The following is a 17,640-nucleotide window of genomic DNA, read 5'->3' as shown; positions in this document are numbered from 1 at the left end:
TCAGACGCGCTCATCGGCTCAGTCACGGCCATACACCCTTTCTCCCGGGGGCCATCGGGTGATCGTCACGGGGAGCAGGCCGACGGACGGCGTGCCGTCGGGGGCGCGGTGCACCAGCGAGTGCGCCAGGAACGCCTCGTCGTCCCTGGCGGGGAAGTCGGTGCGCTGGTGCGCGCCGCGCGACTCCCTCCTGTTCAGCGCGCAGGCGACGATCGTCTGCGCGACCTCCAGCATGGCGTGCAGCTCCTGCAGGTTGATCAGCTCGGTGTTGAACGTCGTGCTCGTGTCGTCGATGCGGGCCTCCTCGGCGCGCTCGCGCAGCTCGGCCAGCGTGTCGGCGGCCTTGGCCAGCGCGTCGCCCGTGCGGTAGATGCCCGCCGCTCCTTCGAGCGTGTGCTGCATCTGCTCGCGCAGGTCGGCGATCCGCTCCCCGTGCCCGCTGCCCCCGCGCGCGCGTTCCAACCGCCGCCGTTCGTCCTCCCCCTGGGCGCGTACGCACGACGGCTCGCCGCTCCTGTGCGACCGGGCGAACCCGGCGGCGGCGACGCCCGCGCGCCGGCCGAAGACGAGGATCTCGGGCAGGGAGTTGGAGCCGAGCCGGTTGGCCCCGTTGATGCTGACGCACGCCGTCTCCCCGGCCGCGTACAGCCCGGCGACGGGGGTGGCGCCGTCGATGTCGGTGTGGACGCCGCCCATCATGTAGTGCACGACCGGGCGCACCGGGATCAGGTCGGTGGCCGGGTCGAGGTTCTGGTAGCTGCGGCACAGCTCGCGGACGAACGGGATGCGGTCGTCGATCTTGCCCGCCCCGAGGTGGCGCAGGTCCAGGTGGACGACCGGGCCGTACGGCGTGTCCACGGTGCGGCCCTTCTCCTGCTCGTGCACGAACGCCTGGGACAGCCGGTCGCGCGGGCCGAGCTCCATGCTGCGCAGCTTCGGCGTGGGCGTGGGGGTGCCGAGGTCGTAGTCCTGCAGGTAGCGGTAGCCGTCCTTGTTGATCAGCCAGCCGCCCTCCGCCCTGGCCGCCTCGGTGATGAGAATGCCGGTGAACGGCAGGCCGGTCGGGTGGTACTGGACGAACTCCATGTCCTTCAGCGGCGCTCCCGCCCGGTAGGCGAGGGTCATGCCGTCGCCGGTCTTGATGGCGGCGTTCGTGGTGAAGGGGAAGGCGCGGCCGCAGCCGCCGGTGGCCAGGATGACGGTCCTGGCGGGGATGGTCTCGATGCGGCCGGTTCTGATCTCGACGGCCACGACGCCGTGGACGCGGCCGTCGTCGACGACGAGCTTGGTGACGAACCACTCGTCGTACCTGATGATGTCCTGATATTTCAGCGTTGTCTGGAAGAGGGTGTGCAGGAGGTGGAAGCCGGTCTTGTCGGCGGCGTACCAGGTGCGCATCTTCTTCATCCCGCCGAACGGGCGCACCGCCACCCGCCCGTCCGGCTCGCGGCTCCACGGGCAGCCCCAGTGCTCCAGCTGCATCAGCTCGCGCGGCGCCTCGTCCACGAACGCCTCGACCGCGTCCTGGTCGGGCAGCCAGTCCCCGCCCGAGATCGTGTCGTAGCAGTGCTCGTCGAGGGTGTCGTCGAGGCCGATCACCCCGGCGGCGCCGCCCTCGGCGGAGACCGTGTGGCTGCGCATCGGATAGACCTTGGACGCGACCGCCACCTTGAGGGCGGGATCCACCTCGGCGACCGCGACCGCCGCCCGCAGGCCCGCTCCGCCTCCTCCGACGATGAGCACGTCGATCATGTACGTCACTTCCCGTGGTCGGGCTGGATCGGGTCCTTCACCCGCTTGCCGTCGTGGCGGATGGCGGACAGGTGGATGCTGCCGTCGTGGTACTCGTGCCGGATCATGCGGCAGCCGCAGTCGAAGAACTGGTCGCGGATCACCAGGCCGTACTCGTCGTCGTCGATGAGGCGTTCACCACCGGACTTCTTCCCGCAGGGAGCCGTCTCGGGGTCGAAGGGGATCTTCGTGCCGGTCATCGCCGATCTCCCTAGATAGGCGAAACGTCACCTCCACACAAGCACCACGTCACGGTTCGGGAAAGGTCAGTCGCTCGTACCCTCGCCGGGCCGGAGCTCGGGGTCCGCCCCGGGGTTCACCTCGGGCGGCACGTTCGTCCGTTCCCGCGGATAGTGCAGGTCGAATGCGGGCCTCTCGGAGCGGATCGGCGGCATGAACGTGAAGTTGTGCCGCGGCGGCGGGCAGCTCGTGGCCCACTCCAGCGAGTTGCCGTAGCCCCAGGGGTCGTCGAGCGTGACCTTGGGCGCGCTCCTCGCGGTCTTGAACACGTTGTAGAGGAACGGCAGCGTCGAGGCGCCGATCAGGAACGCGCCGACGGACGAGACCTCGTTGAGGAAGGTGAAGCCGTCCGCCGCGCTGTAGTCGGCGTACCTCCTGGGCATGCCGATCTGCCCCAGCCAGTGCTGCACGAGGAACGTCATGTGGAAGCCGATGAACAGGGTCCAGAAGTGCAGCTTGCCCAGCTTGTCGTCGAGCATCTTGCCAGTCATCTTCGGCCACCAGAAGTAGAACCCGGCGAACATGGCGAACACCACGGTGCCGAACACCACGTAGTGGAAGTGCGCGACGACGAAGTAGGTGTCGCTGATGTGGAAGTCGAGCGGCGGCGAGGCCAGGATGACCCCCGTCAGGCCGCCCAGGAGGAACGTCACCAGGAAGCCTACCGAGAACAACATCGGCGACTCGAAGCTCAGGTGCCCGCGCCACATCGTGCCGACCCAGTTGAAGAACTTCACGCCCGTCGGCACCGCGATGAGGAACGTCATGAACGAGAAGAACGGCAGCAGCACCTGCCCGGTCGCGAACATGTGGTGCGCCCAGACCGTCATCGACAACCCGGCGATGGCGATCGTGGCGCCGACCAGCCCCAGGTAGCCGAAGACGGGCTTGCGGCTGAAGACCGGGATGACCTCGGTGACGATGCCGAAGAACGGCAGCGCGATGATGTAGACCTCGGGATGGCCGAAGAACCAGAACAGGTGCTGCCAGAGCAGCGGCCCGCCGTTCTCGGCCAGGAAGACCTGCGTGCCCAGCTTGCGATCCGACTCGAGCACGAGCAGCGCGGCGGCCAGCACGGGGAACGCCAGCAGCACCATCATCGAGGTCAGCAGCACGTTCCAGCAGAAGATCGGCATCCGGAACATCGTCATGCCCGGCGCCCGCATGGCGATGATCGTGGTGATGAAGTTGACCGCGCCGAGGATCGTGCCGAGCCCCGACAGAGCCAGTCCCATGATCCACAGATCGCCGCCGACCTGCGGCGAGTAGACGGATGACGACAGCGGCGTGTACCCGAACCACCCGAAGTCGGCCGCCCCGCCGGGGGTGAAGAACCCGGCCAGCACCATCAGCCCGCCGAACAGGAACAACCAGTACGCCACCGCGTTCAGCCGGGGGAAGGCGACGTCGGGCGCGCCGATCTGCAACGGCATGATCACGTTGGTGAACCCGGCGAACAGCGGGGTGGCGAACAGCAGCAGCATGATCGTGCCGTGGATGGTGAACAGCTGGTTGTACTGGTGCTGGCTGACCAGCTGCAGTCCCGGCCCGGCGAGCTCGGCTCGGATGATCATGGCCATGACGCCCGCCACGAGGAAGAACCCGAACGACGTGATCAGGTAGAGGTAGCCGATGACCTTGTGGTCGGTCGTCGACAGCCAGGAGGCGATCACGGTCCCGGTGTGCCGGCGCCTGACCTGTTCGATCGAGGGTTCGCGAACGGTCGTCACGGCCGCTCCCTCCCGTGCGGAGTGCCAACTGCCCCGATCTACCCATTCCACGCCAATGACCGCCGCTCGGGAAGCCGTTCTTTACCCTTTGCGGCAAAGCTTGGACGTTCCGCGACGCGCGAGCGTCCATATCGCGGATCGGTGCCGGTCCACATGGCGGCGTCTTCTATCCTTCGTAACCGAACCGACATGGAGGAGATCTCGTGACCGCTCAGCGTGACTACGCCGCCCTCGTCCAGAGAGGGCTCAAGCTCGACCTCACCAGGGGCAAGCCGTCACCGCGCCAGCTCGATCTCTCCAACGACATGCTCGAACTGCCCACGTCCTACCGCGCGGCCGACGGCACCGACGGCCGCAACTACGGCAACCTGCAGGGCCTGCCCGAGCTGCGCGAGCTGTTCGCCCCGCTGGTGCAGGTGCCCGCCGGTCAGCTCGTCGTGGGCGGCAACGCCAGCCTGGCCCTGATGCACGACACGATCGTGCACGCGCTGCTGACGCCGCTGCCGGGCGCCGCGCGCCGGTGGGTGGAGGAGCCCAAGGTCACGTTCCTGTGCCCGGTGCCGGGATACGACCGGCATTTCACGATCTGTGAGCGGTTCGGGATCACGATGGTGCCCGTCCCGATGAACGCCGGCGGGCCCGACATGGACGTCGTGGAGCGCCTGGTCGCCTCCGACGCCAGCGTCAAGGGCATGTGGTGCGTGCCGAAGTACAGCAACCCGTCCGGCGTCGTCTACAGCGACGAGACCGTGCGCAGGCTGGCCGCCATGCCCGCGGCCGCCCCCGACTTCCGGATCTTCTGGGACAACGCCTACGCGGTGCACCACCTCACCGACACCCCGGCCGAGCTGGCCGACCTGCTCGCGCTCAGCGCCGAACAGGGCAACGCCGACCGCGTGTTCGTCTACGCCTCCACCTCGAAGGTGACGCTGGCGGGCGCGGGCGTGTCGTTCTTCGGCTCCTCACCGGCCAACGTCGAGTGGTTCCTGCACAACACCGCCAAGCAGTCCATCGGCCCCGACAAGCTCAACCAGCTGCGGCACGTGGAGTTCCTCCGCGACGGCGCCGGGGTCGCCGCCCACATGCGCCGCCACGCCGAGCTGATCGGGCCGAAGTTCGAGCTGGTCGACAAGGTGCTGACCGAGCAGCTCGGCGACCTGGCGACCTGGACGAGCCCCAAGGGCGGCTACTTCATCAGCCTGGAGGTTCCGCACGCCGCCGAGGTGGTGGCCAAGGCCAAGGCCGCGGGCATCGCGCTGACCCCCGCGGGCGCCACCCACCCCTACGGCGACGACCCCGGCGACCGCACCATCAGGATCGCGCCGACCTACCCAGAGCTCGACGAGCTGGAGCAGGCCATCAACGGCCTGGCCGTCTGCGTGCGCCTGGTGGCGGAGGAGCGGGGCTGAGTCAGCGGCCCGACCGGAAGCCGAAGATGTACTCGCGCGTCTCGCTCGGATGGAACGAGACGCCGACCCCCGGCTCGAACACGACGTTGTCGCGGGCGCAGTAGCACAGGCCCTCCCACACGGCCATGGCCTTCTCCCTGGCCGGGGCCTCGCTGTCGTCGCGCTTGCGTGCGCCGTACGAACCGAGCACGTTCAGCAGGCCGAGCCCCCAGAACAGGCCCGTCAGGCAGAACGGCGCGAGCAGCACCTCACCCCAGTTGGGGTCCTGGCCCATCGCGATGACCAGCGACATGACGAGGTGGGCCAGGGCTGCCAGGAGCAGCAGGATGTAGCCCTGGTTCCTGGCCCACGGCGTGTAGTGGCGGCTGGGGAACGACAACCAGACCGCGAGCTGCGTGCGGCTCATGACGTGCTTCGAGGCTCCCAGGGTCGCCGCCATCGGCAGATCGGCCACCTCGCGCGCCCCGGGTAACCGCACCCGCCCGATCTTGTACGTGGTCCCCGCGGCGACCGCTCCGGGGACCGCTACGACCTGGTCGGTCTCCGAACACACCGGGCACCTGACTTTCACTCGGGCAGTTTGGCCCTAAGCCACGGCCTGCGCAAACCGCCCGCCGAGCCACCCTCCAGGGCCCCTCTCCGGATAGTGGGGATTTGCCCATAAGGTGCATGGTGTGAGACCGATTGATGCGTTGGTGAGCTCTCTGCCCGAAGGCCGCGTCCTGACCGATCCGGACGTGATCGACTCCTATGCCCGCGACCGGACGTTCCTGGAGCCGGGCAAGCCGGCCGGGGCGGTGCTCGCCGCCTCCCGCGACGACGTGGTCACCACCATGAAGTGGGCCACCGAGCACCGGGTGCCGGTGGTGCCGCGCGGGGCGGGCACCGGCCTGGCGGGCGCCTCCGTGGCCGGCGACGGCTCGGTCATCCTCTCGCTGGCCAGGATGACCGGGATCCGGGAGCTCTCCCCCGCCGACGAGATCGCCGTCGTCGAGCCCGGCGTCATCACCGCCGACCTGGACAAGGCCGCCAGGGAGCACGGCCTGATGTACGCGCCCGACCCGTCGTCGTACGAGATCTCCACGATCGGCGGCAACCTGGCCACCAACGCCGGCGGGCTGCGCTGCGTCAAGTACGGCGTGACCAGGGACTCGGCGCTCGGGCTTGAGGTCGTGCTGGCCGACGGGCGGATCCTCGACACCGGCCGCCGCACGATGAAGGGCGTCACGGGCTACGACCTGACCGGCCTGTTCGTGGGCTCGGAGGGCACCCTGGGCGTGATCACGGCGGCCACGGTGCGGTTGCGCCGCGCTCCCGTCGCGCCACCGGCCACCTTCGCCGCGGAGTTCGGCTCGCTGCGCGACGCGGGCGCCGCCGTGTCGGCGATCATGGCGGCCGGCTGCCAGCCCTCCCTCATGGAGCTGCTCGACCGGGCCACGCTCGAAGCCATCGACGAGTGGCGCAACATCGGCCTCGAGGCGTCGACCCAGGCCATGCTGATCGGCCAGTCGGACGCGACGGACGGCCAGGCGATGGCCGCGCGCATGGAGGAGCTGTGCATGGAGAACGGCGCCTCGTTCGTGGCCGTCTCCTCCAGCCCGCAGGAGGCCGAGGAGCTGATCGGGCTGCGCAGGCTCGCCTACCAGGCCAAGGAGCGGCAGGGCGCGTGCCTGGTCGAGGACGTGTGCGTGCCGCGTTCGGTGTTGCCCGACATGATCACCGCGATCGAGGCCGCGGCGGCCCGGCACGGGGTGCGGATCGCCACGGTCGCGCACGCGGGGGACGGCAACCTGCATCCGGTCTTCATCTTCGAGCACGGCACCATCGAGCCGCCCCCGGAGGTCTGGGCCGCGGCGGACGAGGTGTTCACGCACGCGCTGGAGCTCGGCGGCACCCTGACCGGCGAGCACGGCGTCGGCCTGCTCAAGCAGCGCTGGCTGGCCCTCGAGGCGGGGCCGGTCGCCACGGAGGTGCAGCGGGGCATCAAGGCGGTCTTCGACCCGCTCGGTCTCCTCAACCCGGGCAAAGCCATTTGACAAAAGGTGACCTCGGCTTCACCAAGCCGTGACCTTGGGGTTCGCAGAGCACACTACCTGCGAAGTAACCCTGACTTACTACGTCAAAACGTGAAGGTTCTGCTAGGTCCGGCAGACGCCCCAATGGTCTCGCTGGTAGCGTTTTGCCTCATCTACTGGGTTGTGATGGGGGTCCGACGTGAATCAGTTCCAGCCGCTGGAGGCGGACGATCCGCGGCGGCTGGGGACGTATGACATCGTCGCCCGGCTCGGCGAGGGCGGCCAGGGGATCGTCTATCTTGGCGAGAGCGACTCGGGGGAACAGGTCGCCGTCAAGCTGCTGCACAACGCCCTGGTCGCCGACACGGACGCCAGGACGAGGTTCCTGCGCGAGGTCGCGGTGGCGCAGCGGGTGGCCAGGTTCTGCACCGCCCCCGTGCTCCACGCCGACCTGGAGGGCAGCCGCCCGTACATCGTGAGCGAGTTCGTCCCCGGGCCCTCGCTGCGCGAGCTGGTCATCAACGAGGGGCCGCGGCGGGGTGCGGCACTCGAACGGCTCGCGATCAGCACGGCCACCGCGCTCGCCGCCATCCACCGCGCCGGCATCCTGCACCGCGACTTCAAGCCCGCCAACGTGCTCATGGGCCCCGAGGGGCCCGTCGTGATCGACTTCGGCATCGCCCGCGCGCTCGACTCCCCCGGTGCGACGGCCACGGGCATGGCCATGGGGACACCGTCGTACCTGGCGCCCGAGCAGCTCACCGGCGCGGCCGTGTCGGAGGCCGCGGACGTGTTCGCCTGGGGCGTCACGATGGTGTTCGCGGCGACGGGCAAACCCGCGTTCGGCGCCGACTCCATCCCCGTGGTGATGAACCGCATCCTGAACGAGGAGCCGGAGCTCGGCAGGATGGAGGGCGTGCTCGCCGAGTTGGTGGCCGCCTGCCTGTCCAAGGACCCGGCGCAGCGGCCCTCCGCCGACGAGCTCATCGTCAACCTCACCGGCCAGCCGGCCCCGAAGACCGCCATCGAACCGGTGGGCCGGCAGTTCGGCGCCACCCAGTCCGCTGCGCCGGCGCAGCCGGAGGGCGGCGGTCCCGAAGCCGAGACCGGTCCGGGTGGCGAGGCGGCGCCCTCGGAGGACGTCTACCCCGGCCCCTGGACGCAGCCGACCGGCCCTCACCTCGTGGGCGGCCCGCTCCAGACCGGCCCGCAGCCCGTGGGACCCCCGCAGACCGGCCAGTACGTCACGCCCCCCGCGGCCGCCCAGCACGGCCAGGGCGGCTCCGTCCCGGGCGCCGGCCACAACCCCGGCCTCAGCGGGCCCATCCCGAACGTCCCCGGCCAGGGCAACCCCGGCCAGAGCGGCCCCATGCGCAACCCTGGCCAGAGCGGCCCTGTACCGGGCGCAGGCCACACCCCGGGGCTCGGCGGGACCGTCCCGAACATCCCGGGCCAGGGCAACCCCGGGCAGAGCGGCCCGGTCCCCGGGGCCGGCCACAACCCGGGGCTCAGCGGACCCGTCCCCCATGTCCCGGTCCAGGCGGGCCCCGTCCAGGCGGGTCTGGCGCACAACGCCCCGCACTCCGGCGGCGGTCCCGTTGGACCGCACCATCCGGCCGGATCCCCGGGAGGCCAGCAGCCGGCGATGCCCGGAACGGGAGCCCCTCAGAACGGCCCCCAAGGTCCTCAGGGCTCGCAACACCCGCAGGGTCCTCAAGGCCCGCACGGTACGCCCCAGGGACCGCACGGCTCCCCGTATCCGGGGGCGCCCCAGGGTGGCCCGCAGGGCGCCGGAGCCGGCATGCCGCCGCACGGCCCCGGCATGCCCCCGAGCGGCGGGTTCCAGCAGGGAGCTCCCGGCGGCTCGCCGAGGCCGGGTGACGGCCCGCCCGCCAAGCAGCGCCGCACGCTGACCCTCGCGCTGTCGGGCGCCGCCGCCGCGGCCCTGCTCGTGGTCGTCGGCGCCGTCGTGGTGCAGGCGAACAGCCAGGAAGTCCCGGTCGTGCCGGTGGGCAACCCCTCGACCAGCACCCCGGGTGACGGCTCGGGCGCCGGGCAGCCGGGCAAGCCGCCCGCCTCCGTCACCCCGATGGAGACGGTCCCCGTCCCCACCCTGGACATCGACCCGACGACCAAGAAGCCCAGGAAGCCCAAGAAGACCGTCACCCCGCGGCCGAACCGCTACACCCCGCCGCCGGTCCCGCAGACCCGCAGGCCGCAGCCGACGCCCACGCCGACCAAGAAAAAGAAGAAGACGATGGTCGAGCCCAACGCGGAGCCGACCGCGCGCCCGACCGCGGGCCCCACGCGGACCATCCCGGTCTACAAGCGGCCCAAGCAGGCCGCCGCCCCGAAGAGGGTCGCGCCCAAGAAGAACCCGTACAGCCCGACGAAGGTGTGCGGCTCCGGCTACAAGCTCATCGACTCGCACGACCTGGGCAGCAACGCCACGATCTACCTCGCCTACCACGCGAAGTCGGGCAAGAACTGCGTGGTCACGATGTCGCGCCTGGTCTGGAAGGGCAAGGTGTCGATGAACGCGCTGCTCCAGGTCAAGAAGGGCGGCAAGGCGAGCAACCCCGGCAAGTACACCGCGTACGCGGGCCCGGTCAGGCTGGCGGCGAAGAAGAAGTGCGTGATCTGGGGTGGTTCGTGGGGCTTGCAGAGCTGGAAGTCCGGCTGGAGCCACTGCAGCTGACCAGCGGCCGGCCTCGCTGCGTACGGGCTCACGCGAAGCCGCCGTGCCCGGTGACCTGAGCGCTCTCGTGCGCTAGCGTGGCTGACGTGATCGTCAAGTCTCCGGCGTCCACCTCCAGGGGGAGGCGCACGCGGGCCGCGTTGCTGCAGGCCGGGCGCGAGGCGTTCGAGGAGCACGGATACGACGCCGTGCGGGTCGACGACGTGTGCGTGCGGGCCGGGGTCTCCCACGGCACCTTCTACACGTACTTCGGCTCCAAGGAGGCCTTGTTCGGCGAGGTCGCCGAGGCGGTGGTCGGAGAGATGTTCGCGGCGAGCGTCGTGGGCACGGCCGCCTCCGCCGACCCCTACGCCCGCATCGAGGCGGCCAACCGGCTCTACCTGCGGGCCTGGGCCGCGAACTCGCGGCTGGTGCGGATGTTCGAGCAGGCGGCGACCGGCGACGACCGGTTCGGGCGCCTGCTGCTCGAACTACGCGAGGTGTTCGTGCGCCGGGGCGCCGACGGGCTGCGGCGGCTGCAGGAGCAGGGCCTGGCCGACCCGGCGCTCGACCCCCGGCTGACCGCGGTCATGCTGGGCGGGATGGTCGAGCACTTCGCCCACGTCTGGCTCGACCTGGGCGAGCAGGCCGCGGAGGAGACGGCCGTCGACCATCTGACGCGGTTGTGGGCGCGGGCGATCGGGTTGACGTACACGTCACCTTCGGCGCGCCCGGAGGAGGGCGCATGATCAGGAGCAGGCTCGACCCCGCGAGCGAGGAACATCAGCGGCGCCGCGCGTCGATGCTGGCCAAGCTGGCCGAGCTGGACGCCGAGCACGCCAGGGCGGTGGGCGGGGGCGGCGAGAAGTACGTCGAGCGGCACCGCGCGCGGGGCAAGCTGCTCGCGCGCGAACGCGTCGAGCTGCTGATCGACGCCGACTCCCCCTTCCTGGAGCTGTCGCCGCTGGCCGCGTGGGGCAGCGACTTCCCCGTCGGGGCGAGCATGGTCTCGGGGATCGGCGTGATCGAGGGCGTCGAGTGCGTGATCACGGCGAACGATCCCACCGTCCGCGGCGGCGCCTCCAACCCGTGGACGCTGAAGAAGTCCCTGCGCGCGGCGGACATCGCGCTGCGCAACCGCCTGCCGTACGTGAATCTGGTCGAGAGCGGCGGCGCGGACCTGCCGACGCAGAAGGAGATCTTCATCCCCGGCGGGCAGATCTTCCGTGACCTGACGCGGCTGTCGGCTGCGGGCGTCCCGACCGTCGCGCTCGTCTTCGGCAACTCCACCGCCGGCGGCGCCTACGTGCCCGGGATGAGCGACTACGTGGTGATGGTGCGGGAGCGGGCCAAGGTGTTCCTGGGCGGGCCGCCGCTGGTCAGGATGGCGACCGGCGAGGAGTCCGACGACGAGTCGCTGGGCGGGGCGGAGATGCACGCCAGGGTGAGCGGGCTCGCCGACCACCTGGCGGAGGACGAGCACGACGCGCTGCGCATCGGGCGCTCGATCGTGCGCTCGCTCGGCTGGCGCAAGCGGGGCGCCGTCCCGCTGCCCGCGCGGGAGCCGGCCTATCCGGCGGACGAGCTGCTCGGCATCGTCCCCGAGGACCTGAAGGTGCCGTTCGATCCCCGGGAGGTGATCGCGCGGGTGGTGGACGGCAGCGAGTTCGAGGAGTTCAAACCGGCGTACGGCGTCTCGCTGGTGACGGGCCGGGCGCGGATCCACGGCTATCCGGTCGGCGTGCTGGCCAACGCCCGGGGCGTGCTGTTCAGCGAGGAGTCGCAGAAGGCCACGCAGTTCATCCAGCTGGCCAACCAGGCGCGCACGCCGCTCGTCTTCCTGCAGAACACGACCGGCTACATGGTCGGCAAGGACTACGAGCAGGGCGGCATCATCAAGCACGGCGCGATGATGATCAACGCGGTGTCCAACTCGACCGTTCCCCATCTGACGATCGTCATGGGCGCGTCGTACGGCGCGGGCAACTACGGCATGTGCGGGCGGGCCTACGACCCCCGCTTCCTGTTCAGCTGGCCGAGCGCCAAGTCGGCGGTGATGGGGCCCGCGCAGCTCGCCGGCGTGTTGTCCATCGTGGGCCGGGCGTCGGCGCAGGCGAAGGGGCAGGTCTACGACGAGGAGGCCGACGCGGCGATGCGGGAGATGGTGGAGGCCCAGATCGAGGCCGAGTCGCTGGCGTTCTTCCTGTCGGGGCGCCTCTACGACGACGGGGTCATCGATCCGCGCGACACGCGTACCGTGCTGGGCATGTGCCTGTCGGCGATCAACAGCGCGCCGGTGCCCGAGCCGGCGGGATTCGGGGTGTTCCGCCCGTGATCAGCCGCCTGCTCGTCGCGAACCGGGGCGAGATCGCCCGCCGCGTCTTCCGCACCTGCCGCTCGCTCGGCATCGTCACGGTGGCGGTGCACTCCGACCCCGACGCGAGCGCGCCGCACGTGTCCGAGGCCGATCTCGCGGTACGCCTGCCGGGCGCGCATCCCTCGCAGACGTACCTGGACGCCGGGCTCATCCTGGCCGCGTGCCGCGCCGCCGGGGCGGACGCCGTGCACCCCGGGTACGGCTTCCTGTCGGAGAACGCCGAGTTCGCGCAGGCCGTGCTCGACGCCGGGCTGGTGTGGGTCGGCCCGCCGCCGGCGGCCATCGCGGCCATGGGGTCCAAGATCGCGGCCAAGCGGCTGATGGCGCAGGCCGGGGTGCCGGTGCTGCCGTCGCTCGACCCGGCCGCTCCTGGCGAGTTCCCGCTGCTGGTGAAGGCGTCCGCCGGTGGCGGCGGCCGGGGCATGCGCGTCGTGCGCGAGCCGGGCGAGCTCGCGCGGGAGATCGGGTCGGCGCAGCGGGAGGCGGCGGCGGCCTTCGGCGACGGCGCCGTGTTCGTGGAGCCGCTGCTGGAGGCGGCCCGGCACGTCGAGGTCCAGGTGCTGGCCGACCGGCACGGCACCGTGTGGGCGCTGGGCGAGCGCGAGTGCAGCGTGCAGCGGCGGCACCAGAAGGTCGTCGAGGAGTGCCCCTCGCCCGGGATCTCCGCCGGGCTGAGGGAACGCCTGTTCGAGGCCGCCGTCAGGGCCGCGCGGGCGGTCGGCCACGTCGGAGCCGGGACGGTGGAGTTCCTGGTCAAGGGCGACCGGGTGGCCTTCCTCGAGATGAACACCCGGCTCCAGGTCGAGCACCCCGTGACCGAGCTGGTCCACGGCGTCGATCTCGTCCGGCTCCAGCTGGAGATCGCCGAGGGGGTCGCGCTGCCGGCGAGCCCTCCCGGGCCCGCGGGGCACGCGGTCGAGGCGCGGCTGTACGCGGAGGACGACGCCTACCTCCCGCAGACGGGGGTGTTGCGGCGGTTCGAGGTGCCCGGGGACGTGCGCGTGGACGCGGGCGTCGAGTCGGGATCCGTGGTGTCGCCGCACTACGACGCGATGCTGGCCAAGGTGGTGGCGCACGGCTCGACGCGGGCGCAGGCGGTGCGGCGGCTGGCGACGGCGCTGCGGCGGGCGAAGCTCCACGGGGTCACCACTAATCGCGACTTGCTCGTACGAGTCCTGACAAATCCGGCTTTTCTGGCCGGTGAGACTCATACCGGATTCCTTGACCCAGACGGCCCCGTCCACGGCACCACCGCCCGCCCCCAGCCCGAACCGGCCGGCGAGGCTGCGGGCGAGTTGCCCGCGCTGGCCGCCGCCCTCGCCCTGGCCGCCGCCAACCGGCGCGACGCGCGCGTGCTGGCCGGGCTGCCGAGCGGCTGGCGCAACGTGCGCTCCCAGCCCCGCCGCGCCCGCTTCGCCGAGACCGAGACCGTGTACGACCCGCTCCCCGAGAACGTCACCGTGCTCGGCGCCGGACCGGACACCGTCGTCCTCGAACACGACGGCGTCCGCCACACCTTCGAGGTGGCCCGGTACGACGGCGACCCGAAGGTCTACGTCGACCACGCGGGCGGCTGCGCCGTGCTGACCCCGCTCCCCCGGCTGCCCGAGCCGGTCGAGCACGTCGCGCCGGGGTCCCTGCTGGCCCCCATGCCGGGTAGCGTGCTGCGCGTCGAGGTGGCGGCCGGCGACCGGGTCGCCAAGGGCCAGCCGGTGCTGGTGCTCGAGGCCATGAAGATGGAGCACCGGGTCGCCGCCCCCGTCGACGGCGTGGTGTCCGGCGTACACGTGGAGAAAGGCCGGCAGGTCGAGGCGGGAGCCGTGCTGGCGATCATTCAGGAGGAGAGCACATGACCCTGGTCCACCAGGACCTGGCCGCGGGCGTGGCGACCATCACGCTGGACTCGCCGCCCAACCGCAACGCCCTGTCCGTCCGCCTGCTCGGCGAGTTGAGGGAGCGGCTCGACCGGGCGCTGGCCGAGCCGGCGGCCAGGGTGATCGTGCTGACGGCCACGGGCAAGGTGTTCTGCTCGGGAGCCGACATCAAGGAGCAGCGCGCGGCCGACGGCAAGCCGGACGCGCCGGTGACGGCGTCGTTCCCGGAGATCCTCACCCTCATCTGGGAGAGCCCGAAGCCGGTGATCTGCCGGCTCAACGGCACCGCGCGGGCCGGCGGCCTCGGCCTGGTGGCGGCGTGCGACTTCGCGGTCGCGCCGGTGACGGCGTCGTTCGCGTTCACGGAGGTACGCCTCGGCGTGGTGCCCGCGATGATCTCGGTGCCGGTCCTGCGCAGGCTCGACCCAAGGGCCGCCGCCGAATACTTCCTTACCGGCGAGGTCTTCGACGCCGCCAGGGCCGCGGAGATCGGGCTGATCTCCAAGGCCGTGCCGGAGGAGGAGCTGGACGCGGCGGTCGCCCACTACGCCGACCTGCTGATCAAGGGCGCTCCCGAGGCGCTGGCCCTCACCAAGCAACTGGTCAGGCAGGTGCCGGCGATGTCGTTCCCTGAAGGGCTGCGGCAGATGACGACGCTGTCCGCCGAGCGTTTCACCTCGGAGGAGGGCCAGGAGGGCATCGCCGCCTACATGGAGAAGCGGCCGCCCACCTGGGCCACGCGATGACCCTGCGCATCGCCAACTGCAGCGGCTTCTACGGCGACCGGCTCTCCGCGGCCAGGGAGATGGTCGAGGGCGGGCCGATCGACGTGCTGACCGGCGACTGGCTCGCCGAGCTCACCATGCTGATCCTGGCCGGCAACCGGCTCAAGGGCCGCGCCGGCTACGCGCCGACGTTCCTGCGGCAGCTGGAGGACGTCCTCGGGCCCTGCCTCGACCGGGGCATCAAGATCGTGACGAACGCGGGCGGCCTCGACCCCGCCGGGTGCGCGGAGGCCGTGCACGAGCTGGCCGCCCGCCTCGGCCTGTCCCCCTCGGTCGCCCACGTCACCGGCGACGACCTCACCGGCAAGCCCCTCGACCTCGTCAACGCCGACACCGGCGAGCGCCTCGACGCCACCCCGCTGACGGCGAACGCCTACCTGGGCGGCCGCCCGATCGCCGCCGCCCTGTCGGCGGGCGCGGACGTGGTGGTGACCGGCCGCGTCACCGACGCCGCCCTGGTGACCGGGCCCGGCATCTGGCGGTACGGCTGGGGCCCCGCCGACCTCGACCCGCTGGCGGGATCGGTGGTCGCAGGGCACATCATCGAGTGCGGCTGCCAGGCCACGGGCGGCAACTACCCGTTCTTCCAGGACGTGCCTGATCTGGCCCATTGCGGCTTCCCGCTCGCGGAGCTCCGCCCGGACGGATCCGCCGTGATCACCAAGCATCCCGGCACGGGCGGCCTGGTCTCGGTCGGCACGGTCACCGCCCAGCTGGTGTACGAGGTGGGCGGCCCCCGCTACCTCGGCCCCGACGTGGTGGCCAGGTTCGACACGATCACGCTCGCCGGCGACGGGCCCGACCGGGTGCTGGTCTCCGGGGTCCGGGGCGAGCCGCCGCCCGGCACCCTCAAGGTCGCCGTCAACTACCTGGGCGGCTACCGGAACACCATGACCCTCGTCCTCACGGGGCTCGACATGGAGGCCAAGGCCCGGGTGGCGGAGGAGGCCGTCTGGGCGCGGATCCCGCGCGAGTCGTTCGACGCGGTGGACGTGACGCTCACGGAGTCCGGCCTGCTGCGGATCACGGTCATGGACGCAGACGAACGCACGGCGGGACGGGCCTTCTCCTCGGCCGTGGTCGAGACAGGGCTGGCCGGTTACCCGGGCTTCTACGGCCTCACCCCGCCCGGCAACGCCACGCCGTACGGGGTCTACTGGCCGGTCCTGGTCCCGGCCTCGGGCGTGCGCCCGCAGGTCTTCGTGAACGGCGCGGAGATACCCGTCCCCGCCGTCCCCGCCGGTCCTCGCCCTCCGTCCTCCCTCCCCGCCCCGGCAGCCCCACTCACGTCGGAGCCCTTCGACCCCGCCGCCCCTCAGCAGACCGCGGATCCCGCCTCCGTCCGGGCGCCCGGCGCGGCCCGCTCCGCCCCGGCAGGCGCCGCGCACGAGAAGGGCGCGCACGGCGCGGGCGGCGTCGCGGGTGAGGAGACCGTGTGGATGCCGCTGGGGCGCATCGTGGGGGCCCGTTCCGGCGACAAGGGCGGCAACGCCAACCTGGGAGTCTGGGCCGGGACACCGGACCGCTACGCGTGGCTGGCCGCCACCTTGACCCCTGACCGGCTCAAGCGCCTCCTGCCGCATCTGGCCGCGTACCGCGTCGACCGCTACGAGCTGCCGAACCTCAAGGCGCTCAACTTCGTCATCCACGGGCTCCTGGGCCGGGGTGTGGCGGCGAGCCCGCGCATGGACCCGCAGGCCAAGGCGCTGGGCGAGGAGCTACGCGCCCGGCCTCTGCGCATCCCCACGGCGCTCCTGGACTGAGCCGGCCATCCGCCACCCCAGCAGCCCCGCGCCCAGCATCCCCGCCCGCGCCCCGAGCGCCGACGCCCTGACCTCCGGCGCCCGCCGCTCCGGCACCCCCGGCGACGACCGCGCGTGTGCCGCCGCCTCCTGCGACGTTGACCGCCCGTCGGACGGCAGGGACGGGGACGGCGGACGAGGGGACAGGAGGGTTGACAGGCGGGCCCGGAGGGGGACGATCAGGGCGTCGCCCGCGTGGGAGACCCCGCCGCCGATGACGACGGCCGCCGGATCCAGCAGCCGCGTGTACGTGGCCAGGGCCAGGGCGAGCGCCTCCACGGCCGTGTCCCATACCCGCCCGGCCGCCGCGTCTCCCTCCGAGGCTCGCCGCACCACCTCCTCGGCCCCGCCGGCGCCGTACCGGGCCGCGACCGCGCCGCCCGACGCGTACGCCGCCAGGCAGCCCCGCTGCCCGCACCCGCAGGCCGCCCCGCCGGGCCGTACCGGGATGTGGCCGATCTGCCCGGCCCATCCGGCGGCGCCCCCGTACAGCGACCCGGACAGGACCACCGCGCCCGCGATGCCCGTGCCGATGGGCAGGTAGAGCACGTCGTCCCCGCCCGCCCCGTAGGCCGGCTCCGCCTCCCCGGCCGCGCGGACGTCGTGCCCGAGCGCCACCGGCAGGTCCACGTCCGTGAACGACGACGCGGGCACGTCCCGCCAGCCGAACGCGGCCGAGAAGACGGCCCGTTCCGCCGTGACGAGACCGGGCACCACCAGCCCCACCGCCAGCGGGCGTGTTCCGGGCCGGGGCCGGGCGAGGTCGGCGACGAAGGCGGAGACGGCCGCGATCACGCGCTCAGGGTCGCCGGCGCGCGGGGTGGGCCGCCGCTCGACATGCAGACATGTCCCGTCGCGGGTGACAAGTCCGCCTTTCATGGTGGTGCCGCCAACATCAACCGCCACAACGCACTCCATGCCTTCATCCTGCTGCAGAAAC

General features: G+C 71.9%; 13 protein-coding genes. 8 read left to right on the top strand and 5 right to left on the bottom strand.

Going from position 1 to position 17,640, the window contains the following annotated elements; genetic code table 11:
• Positions 1-18 precede the first annotated feature (18 nt).
• From frdA to ctaD, 3 genes are all read right to left on the bottom strand, one after another.
• Positions 19-1,752: a fumarate reductase (quinol) flavoprotein subunit gene (gene frdA, locus ACTWPV_RS09215; protein ID WP_347644121.1), complete on the bottom strand. Its 1,734-nt coding sequence runs from the start codon at positions 1,750-1,752 to the stop codon at positions 19-21.
• A gap of 5 nt (positions 1,753-1,757) precedes the next feature.
• The gene (locus ACTWPV_RS09210) at positions 1,758-1,991 is read right to left on the bottom strand and encodes a hypothetical protein (RefSeq protein ID WP_347644122.1); all 234 of its coding nucleotides are present in this window, start codon (positions 1,989-1,991) and stop codon (positions 1,758-1,760) included.
• 66 nt (positions 1,992-2,057) lie between these two features.
• Positions 2,058-3,761, bottom strand: a complete 1,704-nt coding sequence (gene ctaD / locus ACTWPV_RS09205; RefSeq protein WP_443151379.1) for an aa3-type cytochrome oxidase subunit I — start codon at positions 3,759-3,761, stop codon at positions 2,058-2,060.
• Between the two features lie 203 nt (positions 3,762-3,964).
• Here ctaD and ACTWPV_RS09200 point away from each other — a divergent pair, with 203 nt between their 5' ends.
• Positions 3,965-5,170, top strand: a complete 1,206-nt coding sequence (locus ACTWPV_RS09200; RefSeq protein ID WP_347644124.1) for an aminotransferase class I/II-fold pyridoxal phosphate-dependent enzyme — start codon at positions 3,965-3,967, stop codon at positions 5,168-5,170.
• A 1-nt stretch (position 5,171) separates the two neighbouring features.
• On the opposite strand, the gene ACTWPV_RS09195 is transcribed toward ACTWPV_RS09200, so the two are convergent.
• Positions 5,172-5,723 (bottom strand): hypothetical protein, encoded by a 552-nt coding sequence (locus tag ACTWPV_RS09195; protein WP_132602028.1) that lies wholly within the window; start codon positions 5,721-5,723, stop codon positions 5,172-5,174.
• A 121-nt stretch (positions 5,724-5,844) separates the two neighbouring features.
• On the opposite strand from ACTWPV_RS09195, the gene ACTWPV_RS09190 reads away from it, so the two are divergent.
• The 7 genes from ACTWPV_RS09190 to ACTWPV_RS09160 all read left to right on the top strand — a co-directional run bounded on the left by ACTWPV_RS09190 (position 5,845) and on the right by ACTWPV_RS09160 (position 16,661).
• Positions 5,845-7,206 (top strand): FAD-binding oxidoreductase, encoded by a 1,362-nt coding sequence (locus tag ACTWPV_RS09190; protein WP_443151378.1) that lies wholly within the window; start codon positions 5,845-5,847, stop codon positions 7,204-7,206.
• Between the two features lie 178 nt (positions 7,207-7,384).
• Positions 7,385-9,883: a protein kinase domain-containing protein gene (locus ACTWPV_RS09185; RefSeq protein WP_443151377.1), complete on the top strand. Its 2,499-nt coding sequence runs from the start codon at positions 7,385-7,387 to the stop codon at positions 9,881-9,883.
• Positions 9,884-9,969: 86 nt separating this feature from the next.
• Entirely contained in the window at positions 9,970-10,611 is a 642-nt protein-coding gene (locus tag ACTWPV_RS09180) for a TetR/AcrR family transcriptional regulator (RefSeq protein ID WP_443151376.1), read from the top strand.
• Positions 10,608-12,197 (top strand): acyl-CoA carboxylase subunit beta, encoded by a 1,590-nt coding sequence (locus tag ACTWPV_RS09175; protein WP_443151375.1) that lies wholly within the window; start codon positions 10,608-10,610, stop codon positions 12,195-12,197. The genes ACTWPV_RS09180 and ACTWPV_RS09175 overlap by 4 nt, the downstream gene beginning before the upstream one ends.
• Positions 12,194-14,092 carry an ATP-binding protein gene (locus tag ACTWPV_RS09170; RefSeq protein ID WP_443151374.1) on the top strand — a complete coding sequence of 633 codons (1,899 nt, stop codon included), beginning with the start codon at positions 12,194-12,196 and terminating at the stop codon, positions 14,090-14,092. The genes ACTWPV_RS09175 and ACTWPV_RS09170 overlap by 4 nt, the downstream gene beginning before the upstream one ends.
• The gene (locus ACTWPV_RS09165) at positions 14,089-14,859 is read left to right on the top strand and encodes an enoyl-CoA hydratase-related protein (protein WP_443151373.1); all 771 of its coding nucleotides are present in this window, start codon (positions 14,089-14,091) and stop codon (positions 14,857-14,859) included. Before ACTWPV_RS09170 ends, ACTWPV_RS09165 begins: the two co-directional genes overlap by 4 nt.
• Positions 14,856-16,661: an acyclic terpene utilization AtuA family protein gene (locus tag ACTWPV_RS09160; RefSeq protein WP_443151372.1), complete on the top strand. Its 1,806-nt coding sequence runs from the start codon at positions 14,856-14,858 to the stop codon at positions 16,659-16,661. Before ACTWPV_RS09165 ends, ACTWPV_RS09160 begins: the two co-directional genes overlap by 4 nt.
• On the opposite strand, the gene ACTWPV_RS09155 is transcribed toward ACTWPV_RS09160, so the two are convergent.
• The gene (locus tag ACTWPV_RS09155; RefSeq protein WP_443151371.1) at positions 16,617-17,606 is read right to left on the bottom strand and encodes an ROK family protein; all 990 of its coding nucleotides are present in this window, start codon (positions 17,604-17,606) and stop codon (positions 16,617-16,619) included. The two genes, ACTWPV_RS09160 and ACTWPV_RS09155, sit on opposite strands and share 45 nt — an antisense overlap.
• Positions 17,607-17,640: the final 34 nt, after the last annotated feature.

The sequence above is a fragment of the Nonomuraea sp. KM88 genome (assembly GCF_052245635.1).
In the GTDB taxonomy this organism is placed as follows: Bacteria; Actinomycetota; Actinomycetes; order Streptosporangiales; family Streptosporangiaceae; genus Nonomuraea.
Note: the sequence above shows the minus strand (reverse complement) of the source record. Positions and strands in the feature narration are given on the sequence as shown.